A 16,932-nucleotide genomic window follows, 5' to 3' on the forward strand; every position below is an offset into this window, starting at 1 on the left:
TGACACCTCCTTCACCAGCGCCTCGAACGCGTGAAGCGGAAGATGGTGATTCCGGATTTTTGTTCTTGCAATGTTCTCATTTGTCGGATAGGAATTTAATCATCTTAGACGCGGCATGCGATGGCATGAGCCGCCCTGGAGCTACCGATGAACGAGCAGTCCCTTGCAGGGCAGGCCGCATTCGCGCCTGCCAATACGGCAGACGTTGCCAACGCTTTGATCACCGAGGCCGGTCTCAGGGTCGACGCGGAGCGCCGGCGCGGACGCGGCGCCGGATTGAACCCGAGCGGCCGGTTCGAGCCGCAGCAGCGTGAGACCGTCGACGACGGCTGGCAGACATGGGAAGAGCTTCCACCCTTCAAGACCGAAGTACAGGTGGAAAAGCCGCGCACCGCGATCACGCGCAACGAATCCCCCGATATTTCCTTCGATCGTTCCATCAATCCCTATCGCGGTTGCGAGCATGGCTGCATCTACTGCTTCGCGCGGCCGACGCATGCCTATATGGGGCTGTCGGCGGGGCTGGATTTCGAATCGAAGCTGTTTGCCAAGCCGGATGCAGCCAAGCTTCTGGAGCGTGAATTGGCAAAGCCCGGCTACAAGCCCCGCGTCATTGCCATCGGCACCAATACTGACCCTTATCAACCGATCGAGAAGGAATGGCGGATCATGCGGCAGATCCTCGAAGTGCTGAATCGGGCAAACCACCCGGTTGCCATCGTCACCAAGTCGGCGCTGGTCATGCGCGATATCGATATTCTGAAGGACATGGCCGCCAAGAACCTGGTGCGGGTGGGAGTATCGGTGACGACGCTCGACCGGAAGCTCGCGCGCACCATGGAGCCGCGGGCAGCGACACCGCCGCGGCGGCTGGAAGCGATCCAGGCTCTGAACGAGGCCGGCATCCGCACCGCGATCATGGTGGCGCCGATCATTCCAGCGCTCAACGATCACGAAATCGAACGCATCCTCGACGCGGGCAAAGCGGCCGGCGCGCAGGAGGCAAGCTATGTCATTTTGCGGCTGCCGCTGGAAGTGAGCCCGCTCTTTCGCGACTGGCTGCTGCAGCATTATCCGGATCGCTATCGCCATGTGATGTCGCTGATCCGCTCGATGCGCGGCGGCAAGGATTATGATGCCGAATTCGGCAAGCGCATGAAGGGCGCTGGCCCCTATGCCTGGCAAATCAGCCGCCGCTTCGAAATGGCAACGCGCCGGCTCGAACTCACGCGTCGCAATATCGCGTTGCGCGATGACCTGTTCGTGCCGCCTGACGGCAGCGGTGTTCAGCTATCGTTGCTCTGATATTCCTTGCGGGTTTTCCCTGTACCCGCTGGAAAAGCCCCCGGTTCGCCGCCCTGATCCACCGGGGGCTTGCAGGAGATCGGGTGGTGTGCGAGCTTCGCCGCATGTTACGCAGCACACCACCCGATTCTCCAATGTTATTCGAGGACATCCCGCTCGTCCCGACCTTCGAGCTGGAATTGATCGCTCGGCGTGCCGGACATTGGCCCGTTGCCGGAGCAGACGAAGTGGGCAGAGGCCCGCTTGCAGGGCCGGTCGTAGCTGCCGCCGTCATCCTCGATCCCGAGCGCATTCCGAATGGGCTGAACGATTCCAAGCAGTTGACAGCCGCCAGGCGCGAGGAACTGTTCGTCGAGATCCTCGCGACGGCGACGATCTCCATCGCCTCATCCAGCGCGACCCGTATCGACACGACCGATATCCGCAAGGCAAGCCTGGATGCGATGCGACGCGCCATTTGCGGGCTGGCGGTGCCGGCAAGCTACGTGCTGACCGATGGGCTCGATGTGCCGGCTGGGCTCGCCTGCCCCGGGAAAGCCGTGGTCAAGGGAGACGCGCGCTCCTTCTCCATCGCCGCCGCATCGATTGTCGCCAAAGTGACCCGCGACCGGATGATGGCCCGCGCAGGCGTCGTCTTTCCTGCCTATGGCTTTGCCGCCCATGCCGGCTATGGCACGCCGCAGCATCGCGCCGGCATCGAGCAACACGGCCCCTGCTCGCTGCATCGCATGAGCTTCCGCCCACTCAAGAAGGAAGCCGTCTGAGGTCTCAATTCCTCAGTCCTGCGACGATCTCCGGCGACCATTTCGTGATATAGGCAATGTCTTCCCTATAGATGCGATCATGACCATCCTGCAGGTTCCGGCGATATCTCTCAATGCCGCGTGCAGCTTCCCGTTCCATGAAGGCGAGTAGCGCTTCGAGCCGTTCGATAATGCCCGCCGGAAGCGAACTACGCTCGGAAACCGGTAGCCCGTAGGCGTCGACGAAGAGGCGCGCACGCTGGATCTGGGTGGCAAGGCTATCCAATCCCTCCACCGCCACGCTTGAGGACAATGGCGCCCAGCGATAAACGGCATAGGCCAGGTCCCAAATCCGCGGACCGGGATGGGCGGCTTCGAAATCGATAATCCCGATCACCTCGCCGTCGTTCAAAACGACATTATAGGGTGCGAAATCGCCGTGGCAGATGACCTCGGACGGCAGACGGGGTGGCAGCTGCCACGGCCAAGCCACAGTAAGATCGCGCAAGACCAGCGCCGAACTATGATGATAGCGGCGCAGCAATCGCGCGGCCGATTGCAGGATCTGCTTCGAGCGCATCTCGGCACAGTCGCCGAGATCGCCCGTGGCACCAGGCAGATAGGTCACTCTCTCCCAGACGTCGTCAAATCCGTCCGGCTTCGGGGCGGCATCAAAGCCATGCAGCGGCAGGGAAGCCAATAGCGCATGGACGCCGGGTGTCCAAGGGCGAACGGGCCGCACGATAAGATCGTCCTGGCGAAACGGCTCTTCGTCCATTGTGGGCTGCATCTGTCCTCCCCCTCATTTCCTGATCTTGCCGTTCGTTGCGGCAACGATCAATCTGCGAGAAATCGGATGGCCACGATTAACGGGGATTTGACCGCATTGCTTCAGCACCCCGTGGTTCGAGGCTCCGGTCCCTTCGGCGGCTCAAGAGCCTGCGGCATCCCATCATAAGGGGCTGCTCTCCTGCGCAAAACTGCACGTTGAACCGGGCTCATGCGACGGGAAGCCGCTCTGTGATAGCATGTCCTCCCACCAACAAAAAACCCCGCCGAAGCGGGGTTTTCCAAATTCGATATTCCGAACGCGTCAGTTCAGCCGCGTCTTCACTTCCTTGACGGCATCGTTGAAGAGACCGGACTGGATGCTTCCATCGGCCTTCTTCGCAAGCACCGATTCAGCAGCGGCGATCGCCAGGTCGACGGCGGCGGAACGAACCGCCTTCATCGCATCGGCTTCAGCCTGCTTGATCTTCTGCTCGGAGAGTGCCGTGCGGTTGGCGACGAATTCCTCCGTCTTCTTGCGGGCTTCCGTCGTCAGCATATCGGCTTCGCGCTCGGCTGCGGCGACGATATTCGCGGCTTCAGCTTCTGCTTCCTTGCGCTTGCGCTGATATTCGGCCAGCAGATGCTGGGCCTCTTCACGCAGGCGCTTGGCTTCAGCGAGTTCGTTGCGGATCTGGTCGGCGCGGTCGTCCAGAGACTTCGCCATCATGCCCGGAACCTTCAGGTAAACGATCAGGCCGAGGAAGATGAGAAGGCTGACAAACGCGAAGAAAGTGTTGTCGAAAGCGAATTCCATGGATCAGCCCTCCTGCTTGGCGGCAGCTGCTGCAACCGCGGAGGCGACATCGGCCTTGCCGGCGACATTGCCAACCAGCTGCTCGACGACGGCACCAGCCGTCTCCTCGGCAATCGCACCGACATCGCCGAAGGCTTTCGCCTTGATTTCAGCAATGCGGCCTTCTGCGGCCTTGAGCTTCTCAGCCAGGCTCGCCTCGATCGCCTTGCGATCCTCTTCGGCCTTGGCCTTGGCGGCATCGCGGGCAGTGGCGCCGATGGAATTCGCCTTGGCGCGCGCAGCGGCCAATTCGCTTTCATAGGTCGCAACGGCGGCATCGGCTTCAGCCTTCAGACGCGAGGCCTCTTCGATATCCTGGGCGATCCGGTCGTGCCGGCTTTCCAGAATGCTGCCGACGCGCGGAATAACGATCTTCTGCATGGCCACGTAGAAGATGACGAAGGTGATCACCAGCCAAAACAGCTGTGACGGATACGTCGTATGGTCAAACGGCGGGAATACGCCGCCGTGATGGCCTTCATTCGGCGCACCCGTTTCCGTGTGCACCGCTCCGGCGGCCGGCGGTGCTTCTTCAGCATATGCCGGGGTCACAAACATGCTCACCTCCAGGTGGTCTGCAAATACAAAGAATCACGGCTCGCTGCCCGCGAACCGTGATCTATGACGCCGCTGATATCAGACGGCGAAGAGCAGGAGGAGAGCGACGAGCAGCGAGAAGATGCCCAGAGCTTCCGTAACGGCGAAGCCGAATACCAGACGGCCGAATTGGCTGTCAGCAGCCGACGGGTTGCGCAGTGCGCCGGACAGGTAGCTGCCGAAGATATTGCCGAGGCCGAGAGCCGTGCCGGCCATACCAAAGCAAGCCAAACCTGCGCCGATGAACTTTGCTGCTTCCGCGTCCATGTTGAACTCCTTTGAAATGGTTGTGCGGTGAATGACTGACGCCGTTAGACGCCAATGTCTTTATCCTTAGTGGCCGCCCGGATGGATTGCGTCGTTGAGGTACATGCAAGTCAGCACCGCAAAGACGTAAGCCTGAAGGAAGGCGACAAGGAACTCGAGACCGGTGAGGGCGACGGTCATGATAAGAGGAAGAACAGCTCCGCCGATACCAAGCGCGCCGAGTGCTCCGAGCGAGGCGACGAAGCCTGCGAACACCTTGAGCGTGATATGACCTGCCAGCATGTTGGCGAAAAGACGAACGGAGAGCGAAACCGGACGGGACAGGAAGGAGATGATCTCGATCGCCACCACCAGCGGCAAGAGAACTCCCGGAACACCCTCAGGAACGAAGATCTTGAAGAAGCCGAAGCCGTGCTTGATCAAGCCATAGAAAATAACGGTGAAGATGACGAGCAGTGCGAGCGCCAGCGTCACGATGATCTGGCTGGTGACGGTGTAGAAGTAAGGAACGAGGCCGAGCAGGTTCGCCGTCAGGACGAACATGAAGAGAGAGAAGACCAGCGGGAAGAACTTCATTCCCTTTGTCCCCGCCCCTTCTTTCAACATCGAGGCGATGAACTCATAGGCCATTTCCGCCACCGACTGCGAGCGCGTCGGGATGACGCCGCGCGGCGCACTGGCGAAATAAAGGAAACCCGCGGAGAGCACTGCGGAAGCAACCATGAACAGGGAGGCGTTGGTGAACGAAAAATCAATTCCGCCGATATCGATCGGGATAATCTTGAAGATCAGGAACTGATGGGTAGGATCGTTTGCCACCGCTTGTTCTCTTTCATTTTTCCGCTCCACCGAGCGGATGCTTCTCATCTGGAAACAGCGCCGCAGCGTTGCTTCCGCTCATTTCTTATCGTGCCCACCCTCGCCCGGCACCGGTGTCGCCACCTTGCCCGCAGAGCGCAGCACATTCAGCACGCCGGCACAGAATCCGAGAAGCAGAAAAATAATCATGCCCCACGGCGTCGTACCGATAAAACGGTCGAAGACATAGCCCAGAACGACACCAACGATGATCGCAGCTATGAACTCACTGGAAAGCTTCATCGCCTGAGCATAACCCTTACGGCTCTCCTCAGCGCGAACCTCCTCGCGTTCACCCTCTCTCACCGCAGCGCGCTTGTTCGCCAATTCGGCTCCCAACTGCGCTCGCCGCTGTTCCAGACCCTCGTCGCGGTCATCCGTCATGATAACGTCCTCCCCATTTCGCTGCGCGTAATCCCTATCCCCGGTCAACGCGTAAACGAACGGCAGGTTTCGCCACCTTTCGGCCCGTTTTGAAGTCGCGCGCAACATAGTTTTAGGAAAAAGCATAGTCAAGGCGTAGACGACATCTGTCCAGCCATAAATTAGCCCAATTAAATCATGAGTTTAGAGTGAAAGAGCCATATTGACCGAAAACTGAGCGGAAGAATCCTCTTCAGCCCATGCTTTTCTGTGGCCTTTTTGCCAGCCACCACGGCACTCCTCAGGGCCAATCCGCAAACTTCGAACGCCTCAGCTCCAGCCGCCGCCATATGTGCGGTAAAAGATATGCATGCCGATGCGGCCGACCTTCACCATCTCGGCCGCCCATCTCGGCCGAACGTAGACGGCATGGTAGTGAGTGGCCGAGCCGACTTCCGGCAGCCAGATCTTGCCAGCCGTCACGGCCATCGCGACCTGACGGGCGATGCGCCAGTGTTCCGGCGAATTGACCCGATCCTTGACGTTGTCGCAGGCGAAGGAGAACTGGCAGGCATTGGTCCAATCCTCATTCTGATAGACGACGCCGCAGATGGTTTTGGGATAGGCGGGATTGCGGACGCGATTGAGGATGACCTGGGCGACGGCCGCCTGCCCCTTCACGGACTCGCCGCGCGCCTCGAAATAGATGCCGGTCGCAAGGCACTGCTGCTCATCCGACGAGAAGACCGAGGGCGGCAGGACATTGGCTGCCCATAGATGATCCTTCGGTCCGATCTGCGGCACGAAACGGCCCTCGCCGTCCTGATCCTTGGCAAGAATGGAATCGAAAGGCGAGACACGGGCATAGTCCGGCGCCGGCGATGCATAGGCAGCCGCCAGGACATCGGCATTCCGATTGGTGATGAGGTTTGCCAGATAGGCCGGCACGCTATCGTCCGGCTTCGGCGGCTGCTTCTTGTAGAAGGCAGTGGCGATCTGGATTTCCTTGCCGTCGAGCTTCGGCTTCAGGAAGGCGGTGCGCTCACCGGTATCGGATTCCGGCCGAAACAGCATGCTTTGCCGATCCAATACCGAGCCCGCGGAAAAATCCTTCGGCGGCTGCATCGGCGCTATGGCAACGACGCGGCCTTTCTTGTCCTGGCGGTTGATCCGCTCCTCATCCGGTCTGGGATCGCTGCCTTTTTGTTCCGACTGGAATGCGACCCGCCGCCCGTCCGGCAGCACCAGGCCGCCATCGCCCACCGCGGCCGCCGTCTTGGCATCGCCGAAGGCAAGTTCCGCCTGATGGGTGGAGCCGGCCGGCGATGCGGTCATCACCATGCGCCAATTCGCCCCCTCCCTGTCGATACCCGCAAGCAGACCCGCGAGATCGCCATAGGCGGCTGGAGATGGGAAGATCAGCCAGGCACAGAGCCCGAAGACGGCCGGCGAAGTCCAGTTTTTCGGCAAAAAACTCAATTTTCGGCTGACATAACGCGAGCGAGACAACACCGGACTCCAAACGGCACTCGAAACCAGGAGCCGAATAATCTCCCATTAACCTTGATGGATGGTTAATTCAGGCAAATCTGTGATCGTGAATCCGGCAGACTTCCCAGCACAAGAGAAACTTCCGAGCACAAGAGAAAAGGCCCTGCGGACATCCACCGGGCCTTTGAAGGGAAAGCTATGGCATTCGCGTCAGATGATGACGTGCGAGCCCAGTTCCACCACGCGGTTGGCGGGCAGGCGGAAGTAGTCTGAAGGATCGGTCGCGGCGTTGGCAAGCGCGATGTAAAGCCGGTCCTGCCAGTGCGGCATGCCCGATTTGGCATCCGGCACGAGCTTGCGGCGACCGAGGTAGAAGGAGGTCGACATGATGTCGAATTTCAAACCGGTCTTGCGCAAGGTCGCGAGCGCCTGGGAGACGTTCTGCGATTCCATGAAGCCGAAGCGCAGCTCGACGCGCGAGAAGCGATCGGAAACCTTTTCGACCGAATAGCGGTCCTCCTGGAGGACACGCGGCTTGTTGGTGGTGCGGATCGTCAGGATCACGTTCTTGTCGTGCAGGACGTGATTGTGCTTCAGATTATGCAGCAGCGCGGCCGGTGCGGATTCCGGATCGCTGGTCAGGAAGATCGCGGTACCAGGCACGTGGGCGGGCGAATGGTCGCTCTTGCGCTCGATCGAGCTCACGAAGGATGACAGCGGGATATCGGTGTGCCGCGTCTTTTCCATCAGGATCGCCGTGCCACGGCGCCAGGTCCACATGATGACGGTGAACGCGGTTGCGATCAGCACCGGAACGTAGCCGCCATCATGAATCTTGATCAGATTGGCGCCGAGGAAGACGAATTCCAGCAACAGCAGCGGCGTCAGCACGGCAACGGCCATGGGCAGCGTCCAGTTCCAGCGAACACGAACGAATTCGAAGGCCATGATCGAGGTGACGACCATCGCACCGGTAACCGAGATACCATAGGCCGTGGCAAGGGCGTCCGAAGTCTTGAAGGCCAGGACCAGGAAGATGACGCCGAAGAACAGGACGGTGTTGACCGACGGCAGGAAGATCTGGCCGGTATTGGTCTCGGAGGTGAACAGGATTTCCATGCGCGGCAGGAAGCCGAGATGGATGGCCTGGCGCGTGAGCGAGAAGGCGCCCGTGATGACGGCCTGGCTGGCGATGATTGTCGCCATGGTGGCGAGAATGACCACCGGCAGGATCGCCCAATGCGGATACATCAGGAAGAACGGATCGGACATGGCCATGGGCTCACGCAGCACGAGAGCGCCCTGGCCGAAGTAATTCAACGTCAGCGACGGGAACACCAGTACGAACCAGGCCCACTGGATCGGACGGCGGCCGAAATGGCCGAGGTCGGCATAGAGGGCCTCCGCACCGGTGACCGTGAGGAACACCGCGCCGAGCACCACGACGCCAAGGAAACCTTCCCGCATGAGGAAGTTCACCGCATACCAGGGATTGAGCGCTGCCAGGATGCTGTAATCATCGGAAATATGCATGATGCCGACAAGGCCCATGACGATGAACCAGAGAGCCGTGATCGGGCCGAAGAAACGGGCGACGGCACCGGTGCCGTGCGACTGGATCGCAAAAAGCAGCGCCAGGATGGCAACCGATATGGGGACGATATAGTCTGACAGCTGCGGGGTGACCAGCTTCAGGCCTTCGACGGCCGAAAGAACCGAAAGCGCCGGGGTGATCATCGCATCACCGAGGAAGAGCGCGGCACCCAGCAGGCCGAGGAGCATCAGAATGGCGGTATGGCCGTTAGCCGTCTTCATCAACAGCGCCAGCAGCGACAGCGTGCCGCCTTCACCGTCATTGTCTGCGCGAAGCAGAAAAAGAACATATTTGATCGTGACGATGATCGTCAGCGTCCAGAACATCAGCGAGACGACGCTGATGACTTCGCCGCGCGTCAAACCGTCAGCGGCTACCGGCTTCAGTGCTTCGCGAAAGGCATAGAGGGGGCTCGTGCCGATATCGCCATAAACCACGCCGACCGAACCGAGGGCGAGGTATGCGAGCTTACGAGCGTTCATTTTCCCGTCGGGAGAATGATGGTTTTCGTTAGACATTCAGGATCACTAGACTCTCAGAGCCAGCCTTTCCAGCGAAAAAAGAAAAACGGAACGATGGCGGAAACCACCATCAACAACAACGATGCCGGGTAGCCGTAGGCGAAATGCAGCTCGGGCATATGCTCGAAATTCATGCCGTAAACGGACGCCACAAGCGTCGGCGGCAGGAACACCACGGAAGCGATCGAAAAGATCTTGATGATGGCATTCTGCTCGATATTGATCAGCCCGAGCGACGCATCCAGCAGGAAGGTGATGTTTCCCGCGACGAAGGATGCATGCTCCGACAGTGACTGGACATCCCGCGAGACGTTGCGACACAGTTCCCTGGCCTCGCGGTCCTGCTGCATGGTGGGGATGGTATGAAGGAAGGTCAGCAGCCGGGACAGCGAACTCAGACTGTCGCGTACCTTACTGAGCGTACGGTGATAGCCTGCGATGTCCTTGAGCTTTTCTTCCAGATAGTTCGCCGGGCGGCGGATCTTCTTTACGCGATCGCCGAACACGTGCACCGACAATATATCGATACCGGAGACGGTCTGTTCAAGCACCTCGGCTGTACGGTCGACGATGGTTTCGAGAAGTTTGGCTAGGAGCGCGACACCGGTGCGCCGCTCCTGCGGAATGCGCTGCAGCGCCGCGATGAACAACGCGAAGGATTTGGGCTGCGCATAGCGGATGGTGACAAGCCGATGTCCCGTCAGAATGAAGGCGACATCGGTCAGCATCGGCAGATTGGTATCGGCCTTCCACAACAGGGAAGCGGTCAGAAAGACCGAGCCGTTCTCGACGTAAAGCCGGCTGGAAGGCTCTATATCCTTCATGTCCTCGCGCGTCGGCACTTCGAACCCAAGCAGGCGCTCGATATTGGCCTCTTCCTCGCGCGTGGGATCGACCATGTCGATCCAGGTGGCATTGTCAGGCAATCGGTCGGCGGCCGAGAGATCGGGGAGCTGAAGCGGTTTGGAATCTGAGCAATAGGCAGTTATCAACTGCTTGCTCCCGCGGCAGCGGGAACGGCACTCAAGTCGAGGCACTTTGCGCGCACTCGCCGCGATCCCACCAATGGCCAATGAAAAAAGCTCATAAAACCCCGGTCGTATCCCGCCGGTCCGGCCGGGAATCCGTGTCCATGTTCCATTGCGCTGCTGTACCAATCCTTCGTCCGTCCTGGCGGAGGCGCCTGCTCGGACGAAATGAAACCACCATGCGGCGGAGGGCGGTCATCGGAAATGCTCGACCAGTTCCACGCCGGCGGCGCATATGCAGCAAAGCTCGCAAAGAATCAAGTCACAACCTCTTCATTGCGCGATTTCACCGCAGTTTCGATGATCTTGCGAAGTCATAGCACAGGATGCCGACAAGACAATGCGTCGCTATACAGAAAGCAGACAGGTCTCTGTAAATTATTCGAATACGATCGATGGCGCAGCGCGCTGTGGTGTGCCTTCCACTTGCCTCCAAACCTTGGCGGCAATCTCGCGATAAATATTCGCGACGATCCCATTCGGTTCGGCGGCGACGAGCGGCGTGCCGGCATCGGAGGTTTCACGAATGCCCATGGTCAGCGGTACTTCGCCGAGGAAAGGCACGCCGATGCGCTCGGCCTCCTTGCGCGCGCCGCCATGGCCGAAAATATCATAGCGGGCGCCGGTGTCCGGCGCGATGAAATAGCTCATGTTCTCGACGATGCCGAGGACCGGAACCTCGACCTTGCGGAACATGTTCAGGCCCTTGCGTGCATCGATCAAGGCGAGATCCTGTGGCGTCGAAACGATGACGGCGCCGGCAAGCGGCACTTGCTGCGCCATGGTCAGCTGCACGTCACCCGTGCCGGGCGGCATGTCCACCACCAGGACGTCGAGTTCGCCCCAGGCGACTTCGCGCAGCATCTGCAGGAGCGCGGATTGCACCATCGGCCCGCGCCAGATCATGGCGGTTTCTTCCTCCACGAGGAACCCCATCGACATGACCTTGAGGCCATAATTCTCCATGGGATTGATGATGCGGCCGTCGATCTGGGTGGGGCGCCCAGAAATCTTCAGGAGGCGCGGCATCGAAGGGCCATAGATATCGGCATCCAGAATGCCGACGCGCAGGCCGTTGGCCAGCAGGCCCAAGGCGAGATTGACCGCCGTCGTCGATTTGCCGACGCCGCCCTTGCCCGAAGCAACCGCGATGATGGCCTTCACTCCGGGCACGCCGATCTTGGCGGCGCGAGGCGGTTGTTGCTGACCATGCGGATGGGAGTGGCCATGCGGGGCAGCTTGCGCCGGTGCCGGCCGGGCGACGGGTGCACCGGCCTTCTTGTCGGCGGTCAAAGCGACCAGGGCGCCCTTCACTCCGGGCATTTCCTTGATGACGCGCTCGGCCGCGAGCCGCATCGGCTCGAGATCCTTGGCGCGCTCGGCAGGAACAGTAATGGAGAAATAGACCTTGCCGTCGGAAATGAAGACATCCGACACCATACCGAGTTCGACGATATTGTGCTCCAGGTCCGGGCCGCGAACCGTCTTCAACGTTTCCAGCACCTGTTCCTTGGTGATATCTGCCATTCCATCCTCACTGCACGATCTTCATCCGGAGCGCAGCATCTGCCCGCACTTCCTGAAATCTTTCTGGTTTAGATAGTAGAGCGGCGGGACTTCGCCAAACGAAATTCAAGGCGCTGCCGATAAAAAGCGCCTTCGTTGCGGCCGGCAGGTCCGCCGGGTCCATCTATGACCCCACCAGCCGCAACGGTCTCCCAACACGGACAGACGTTCGCCGGTCGGCATAGAGCAATCGCTTGGAAGGAATAGGGCAAGGTGGGAAAAATCGCCTCATCGGCGGCTTCGATCTTTGTGAGCGTGCCAAATAGGCAACAACCGCCGCCGACACCCTTTGCCTGGGAAGCTATGGCAACAGCATCGGCGACGGTCGTTTGATCCGCGCCCGTTTCATCGGCGCTGTTATCAAAGTCCCCTCTGGACCTCTGCCATTTAACAAGCAGGAAGCATGCCAGTTTTCGCGGAGTTAAAAAAATCGCACTATTTCAGTGGCTTGGCGAGGAACTGATGGACTTGACATGACCGATGCGCCGATGTTCCTCGTCATATTTTATTCGCAACGCACAAAATTCATTCAGGAACTGCCCGAATTGCGGTCAATAGGCCGCGTCCTGCCCGCACTTAAAACTGACGGCGGCATCTCCGCGAACGCACAAGGATTACTTGATCAGACCGACACGTAGGGCCTTGGCAACGGCCTGCGTGCGGTTGACAGTGTCGAGCTTCTTGGTAGCCCGGTTGAGGTAATGATTGACCGTATGTTCGGATAGAGACAGGATTTCGGCTATTTCCGCACTCGTCTTTCCCGCCGCCGTCCAAATCAGGCAGTCGATCTCACGATCGGTAAGGGCGTCAACGACGCGAACGTCGAGATTGCGGATCTCAGCGAGCCGATCGAAGACATGGATGGCAATGTAGGAAAGATCCTTGATCTCCTCGGATGAAAAGAGATCGCGATCACCCGCCAGGGAGACTGCACCCCGAAGACCGGAGGCATCGTGGGTCGGCAGGTAAAGGAAACGCGTCATGCGAAAACGCTCGAACAAGGTGACGACGAGCTGCGATTTGCCGGCATCGCGATCGGGGCCCGCCACCACCTCATAGACAAAGGGAAGTGTGGAGTTGCGCAAGCGCATCAATGCGGGGCTGGTCGGCAGCAGCCCTTCCTGATCGTAAATCGACAGTAGTTCAGCCGGCCAATTGTTGATCACCGAATTGCTCTGAAGTTCGAAAGAGGTAATCGGCGGTAAATTGAGTACCATGAAAGCACGGCAGCGATAGGCCTCGGTCAGCCCCTTCATGAAACGGAACACATCAAACTGAGTCTTCAGCCTGCCGATTTCCTCGATATAATCCTCGCCACGAGGGGGTGTTCCCGCCTGTACCAATGCCGCCATCATCAGTCTTCTTTAGTAAAAGAGGAAAAAAATACGGAATTTCCGTATCTTGCCCCCCAGCGATTAACGCACCGGCGCCGATATCTGGCACCCGCCGAAATATAAGTTTTCGAAATTCGTGGCAGCTTCAACGATCGTTACTATGTCGTCCGGTCATAATCTGGCCAAATCCTCGATGACTCCAGCAATCATTCACGGATAATGGCAGCTCTTACGCATATCTCAACAGTAAAATTCAAGATTAACGGGCAATTTGGCTAAAGTCCGGCATTGCCAGCATTAAAATTGATAAGACCGTAACGGCCGGGCCGAGAATTTGCGGAACTAGCGTTTCGGGCCCATGCGATTGCGCATATCCATCATGATCGAATCAGCTGCCGCCACAACGAGGGGCGCCCATGCCTGCAAGCTCTGCGGCGTGACGCGATAGGCCGGTCCGGTGACCGAGATACCGGCCAGCATATGACCATCATCCGAGCGGATCGGCGCGGCAACGCAGCATATGCCCCTTTCGTGTTCCTCGAGATCGAACGCATAGCCGCGCCGCCTGACCTCGGAAATATCCGAGAGCAGCTCTCCGGCATTGCGAAGCGTCTGCTCCGTATAGGGATGAAATCCGATACCGGCGATCCGGATTGCAAGATCGGCATCGTCGAGCGCGGAAAGCGCCGCCTTGCCGACGCCGGTACAATAGGCCGGCGAGGCATTGCCGATCTGCGAATACATGCGAATGGACTGCCGTCCCTCCACCTTGTCGAGATAGATGACCTCCGCCCCATGCAGAACGCCGAGATGCACAGTTTCGCAGGTGACGTCGTGCAGGCGTTGCAAATGCGGCTCGGCAACAGAGCGAAATTCGTTGCGCGCCCAGCTGCGCGAGGCAAGCGTCAAAAGTCTGAGACCGATGAGATATCGACCGCCGCGATCGACCTCCAGAAGCCCCTCCTCGACGAGATGCGACAATTGGCGATGCAGCGTGCCGCGCGGCTGATCTGACAGCGAAAGAATATCGGTAAAGCGCATGGGGCCATCGGCAAGCGCAACGAGATCGAGCAGCGCGACGAGTTTCCCAAGCGTTCCGGTTTCCCGGTCGCGGCGGCCATTCGCTTTCACGCCTTCTGTATTCAGATCCATGCCCTTCCATTTATCGCTGGCACTGCAGCGTTATCCTTGACACGATGGAAGGGTAATCCGATAATTCCATATAGTCAAATTTTGTTCCACTATATGGAACATGATAATCCATCTCGGAGGAGAGATCTTGGTTGAAACGCACGCGCAATTTCCCGATCTGAAGGATCGAACCGTACTCGTCACCGGCGGCGGCTCCGGCATCGGTGCGGCACTTGTAGAGGGTTTCGCCAAGCAAAGTGCGAAGGTTGCCTTCATCGACGTTGCGGAGGAACCGAGCAGGGCGCTGGCTGCCAAGCTTTCGACGGAATCCGCCCATCCTGTCATCTTCTATCATGCCGACCTGCGCGATGTCGGCGCTATCAAAAGCACGGTCGCGGCGGTCGAATCCGATCTCGGCCCAATCCGCGTCCTCGTCAACAACGCAGCCTGGGACGATCGGCACGATATCGACACAACGACCGAGGAATATTGGGACAACAACCAGGCGATCAACCTTAAACAGGTCTTCTTCGTCTCGCAGGCGGCGGTCCCCGGCATGCGGGCCGCCGGCGGCGGCGCAATCATCAATTTTTCCTCGATCGTCTTCAAGACCAGTCCGCCGCAGCTGTCTTCCTACGCCGCAGCGAAGTCCGGCATCCTCGGGCTGACCAAGAGCTTTGCCGGGCGCTTCGGCCCTGAGAACGTTCGGGTCAATGCCGTCCTGCCCGGAATGGTCGTGACCAAGCGGCAGCTCGACCTCTGGCTGACGGAAGAGGGAATGGCGGAGACGATCGATCGGCAATGCCTCAAGCGCGTGCTGAGCGCCGACGATCTGGTGGGACCGGTGCTTTTCCTGGCGTCCGACTGCTCGGGCGGCATGACCGGACAAGCCATCACCGTCGATGGCGGCATCTACTAACGAAAGACTTTGGAGCATTTCTCATGACCAAGCCCGCATATGTCGCGGTGGACTGGGGTACCAGCAGTTTCCGTCTGTGGCTGATCGGCGACGACGGAAGCATTCTGGCAGAGCGCCGGAGCGGCGAAGGCATGACCACGGCGGCCCAGGCGGGCTTTGCCAAGGTCCTGCAGGTCCACTTGGACGCAGTGTCCGCACCGGACACCATACCCGTCCTCGTCTGCGGCATGGCCGGAGCGCGCCAAGGCTGGGTGGAGGCCGGATATATCGACACGCCGGCATCGCTTGCCGCGATCCTCACCGGCGCCGTTTCCGTGCCCGGGCAATCCCGCGACATCCGCATCCTGCCGGGCCTTGCGCAGCGCAGCCGGCAGGCACCCGACGTCATGCGCGGCGAGGAAACGCAGCTGCTCGGCACGATCGCCGCCGATGTGAGGGGCGAACAGCTCGTCTGCATGCCGGGAACGCATTCGAAATGGGTGCGCGTGCTTGATGGCCAGGTGACGGGCTTCTCCACCTTCATGACCGGCGAGCTCTTCGACGTCATTACCAAGCATAGCATACTGTCGCATGCCGTTGCCGGCGCGGCGGATCAGCCTGCCGATACAAAGGCATTCGAGACGGCCCTCAGGACGGCGTTCGACAAACCTGCCCTTGCGACCAACCTGTTGTTCACCGCGCGTTCGGGCCAGCTTTTGCACGGACTGACCGCAACCGGTGCGCAGGCGCTGATATCAGGAACCCTGATCGGAGCGGAAATTGCCGGTGCGCTTGCGTCAGCCGCGCAGAACGCGGCGATTACGCTTGTCGCTTCCGGCCGCCTGCAGGCTCTCTATGAGGATGCGTTCCGCGCCCTATCTCTCACCTACAAGACCATCGACGCCGACGCCGCCGTCCGTCGCGGCCTTTCCGCCGCAGCCGAAGCGATATGGTTCAAAAAAGAAAGCAAAAGCTGATGACCACCCGCATCCCCTTCCCGCCCATGAAACGTCCGCTCATTGCCATTCTTCGCGGCATCAAGCCGGAAGAAACGGCCGATATCGTCGGTGCGTTGATCGAGACCGGTTTCGGGGCAATCGAAATTCCGCTGAATTCGCCGGAGCCTTTCCGGTCCATCGAAACCGCGGCCAAGATGGCGCCCGCCGGTTGCCTTATCGGCGCGGGCACGGTGCTGACGGTCGAGGATGTCGACCGATTGGACAGCGCCGGCGGCAAGCTGCTCGTCACGCCGAATGTCGAGCCTGCGGTCATCAGCCGTGCCCGCGACAAGGGCATGGTAACGATGCCCGGCGTATTCACCGCAACGGAGGCACTTTCCGCCGCCCGCGCCGGTGCCACCGGCCTTAAATTCTTCCCTGCCGGCGTGCTGGGTGCCTCCGGTATCACCGCCATCCGCGCGGTCCTGCCGCCGGAACTCGTCATCGCCGCGGTCGGCGGCGTTTCGGACAAGAATTTTGCCGATTACACCAAGGCAGGCATTCTGGCTTTCGGTCTCGGCACCAGCCTTTACAAGCCTGGAATGACCGCGGCAGAGGTTGCCGAACGCGCCAAGGCCACCATCTATGCCTATGATGCAGCCATAGGAGCCTGA

Annotated in this window: 18 protein-coding genes; 6 read left to right on the forward strand and 12 right to left on the reverse strand. The window is 59.7% G+C overall.

Annotation, left to right across the window (positions count from 1 at the left end):
- The first annotated feature begins 147 nt into the window (after positions 1 to 147).
- Both PH552_RS23270 and PH552_RS23275 read left to right on the forward strand, forming a co-directional pair.
- Positions 148 to 1,305, forward strand: a complete 1,158-nt coding sequence (locus PH552_RS23270; protein WP_112341119.1) for a PA0069 family radical SAM protein — start codon at positions 148 to 150, stop codon at positions 1,303 to 1,305.
- 104 nt (positions 1,306 to 1,409) lie between these two features.
- On the forward strand, positions 1,410 to 2,069 hold the full coding sequence (locus PH552_RS23275; RefSeq protein WP_112341118.1) for a ribonuclease HII: 660 nt from the start codon (positions 1,410 to 1,412) through the stop codon (positions 2,067 to 2,069).
- Between the two features lie 4 nt (positions 2,070 to 2,073).
- Here the strand turns inward: PH552_RS23275 and PH552_RS23280 are convergent, their stop codons facing one another.
- From PH552_RS23280 to apbC, 10 genes are all read right to left on the reverse strand, one after another.
- Positions 2,074 to 2,838 (reverse strand): phosphotransferase, encoded by a 765-nt coding sequence (locus tag PH552_RS23280; RefSeq protein ID WP_112341117.1) that lies wholly within the window; start codon positions 2,836 to 2,838, stop codon positions 2,074 to 2,076.
- A 303-nt stretch (positions 2,839 to 3,141) separates the two neighbouring features.
- Entirely contained in the window at positions 3,142 to 3,633 is a 492-nt protein-coding gene (locus tag PH552_RS23285) for a F0F1 ATP synthase subunit B (protein WP_112341116.1), read from the reverse strand.
- A 3-nt stretch (positions 3,634 to 3,636) separates the two neighbouring features.
- Positions 3,637 to 4,230 (reverse strand): F0F1 ATP synthase subunit B, encoded by a 594-nt coding sequence (locus PH552_RS23290; RefSeq protein WP_112341115.1) that lies wholly within the window; start codon positions 4,228 to 4,230, stop codon positions 3,637 to 3,639.
- A gap of 78 nt (positions 4,231 to 4,308) precedes the next feature.
- Entirely contained in the window at positions 4,309 to 4,536 is a 228-nt protein-coding gene (locus PH552_RS23295; protein ID WP_015338972.1) for a F0F1 ATP synthase subunit C, read from the reverse strand.
- 66 nt (positions 4,537 to 4,602) lie between these two features.
- Positions 4,603 to 5,355, reverse strand: coding sequence for a F0F1 ATP synthase subunit A (locus PH552_RS23300; protein WP_112341244.1), 753 nt, complete (start codon positions 5,353 to 5,355; stop codon positions 4,603 to 4,605).
- Between the two features lie 78 nt (positions 5,356 to 5,433).
- A complete protein-coding gene (locus PH552_RS23305) occupies positions 5,434 to 5,778 on the reverse strand; it encodes an AtpZ/AtpI family protein (protein WP_112341243.1) in 345 nt (114 codons plus the stop codon).
- Positions 5,779 to 6,087: 309 nt separating this feature from the next.
- Positions 6,088 to 7,266, reverse strand: a complete 1,179-nt coding sequence (locus tag PH552_RS23310; RefSeq protein ID WP_112341114.1) for a cell wall hydrolase — start codon at positions 7,264 to 7,266, stop codon at positions 6,088 to 6,090.
- 192 nt (positions 7,267 to 7,458) lie between these two features.
- A complete protein-coding gene (locus tag PH552_RS23315; protein ID WP_432421990.1) occupies positions 7,459 to 9,324 on the reverse strand; it encodes a potassium transporter Kup in 1,866 nt (621 codons plus the stop codon).
- A gap of 53 nt (positions 9,325 to 9,377) precedes the next feature.
- A complete protein-coding gene (locus tag PH552_RS23320; protein WP_112341112.1) occupies positions 9,378 to 10,355 on the reverse strand; it encodes a magnesium transporter CorA family protein in 978 nt (325 codons plus the stop codon).
- Between the two features lie 414 nt (positions 10,356 to 10,769).
- Entirely contained in the window at positions 10,770 to 11,918 is a 1,149-nt protein-coding gene (gene apbC / locus PH552_RS23325; protein WP_112341111.1) for an iron-sulfur cluster carrier protein ApbC, read from the reverse strand.
- Positions 11,919 to 12,430: 512 nt separating this feature from the next.
- Here apbC and PH552_RS23330 point away from each other — a divergent pair.
- A complete protein-coding gene (locus PH552_RS23330) occupies positions 12,431 to 12,595 on the forward strand; it encodes a hypothetical protein (RefSeq protein ID WP_162737087.1) in 165 nt (54 codons plus the stop codon).
- Here PH552_RS23330 and PH552_RS23335 read toward each other — a convergent pair.
- Both PH552_RS23335 and PH552_RS23340 read right to left on the reverse strand, forming a co-directional pair.
- A complete protein-coding gene (locus tag PH552_RS23335; RefSeq protein ID WP_483315502.1) occupies positions 12,572 to 13,312 on the reverse strand; it encodes a helix-turn-helix transcriptional regulator in 741 nt (246 codons plus the stop codon). The two genes, PH552_RS23330 and PH552_RS23335, sit on opposite strands and share 24 nt — an antisense overlap.
- A 321-nt stretch (positions 13,313 to 13,633) precedes the next feature.
- Positions 13,634 to 14,443, reverse strand: a complete 810-nt coding sequence (locus PH552_RS23340; RefSeq protein ID WP_112341110.1) for an IclR family transcriptional regulator — start codon at positions 14,441 to 14,443, stop codon at positions 13,634 to 13,636.
- A 100-nt stretch (positions 14,444 to 14,543) separates the two neighbouring features.
- On the opposite strand from PH552_RS23340, the gene PH552_RS23345 reads away from it, so the two are divergent.
- Genes PH552_RS23345 through PH552_RS23355 form a run of 3 tightly spaced genes read left to right on the forward strand, consistent with a single transcriptional unit; the run spans position 14,544 to position 16,932 of the window.
- On the forward strand, positions 14,544 to 15,341 hold the full coding sequence (locus PH552_RS23345) for an SDR family NAD(P)-dependent oxidoreductase (RefSeq protein ID WP_181592297.1): 798 nt from the start codon (positions 14,544 to 14,546) through the stop codon (positions 15,339 to 15,341).
- 23 nt (positions 15,342 to 15,364) lie between these two features.
- Positions 15,365 to 16,297: a 2-dehydro-3-deoxygalactonokinase gene (locus PH552_RS23350; protein ID WP_112341108.1), complete on the forward strand. Its 933-nt coding sequence runs from the start codon at positions 15,365 to 15,367 to the stop codon at positions 16,295 to 16,297.
- A complete protein-coding gene (locus PH552_RS23355) occupies positions 16,297 to 16,932 on the forward strand; it encodes a 2-dehydro-3-deoxy-6-phosphogalactonate aldolase (protein ID WP_112341107.1) in 636 nt (211 codons plus the stop codon). The genes PH552_RS23350 and PH552_RS23355 overlap by 1 nt, the downstream gene beginning before the upstream one ends.

The organism is Rhizobium aureum (assembly GCF_030182495.1).
GTDB classification, from domain to species: domain Bacteria; phylum Pseudomonadota; class Alphaproteobacteria; order Rhizobiales; family Rhizobiaceae; genus Rhizobium; species Rhizobium tropici_C.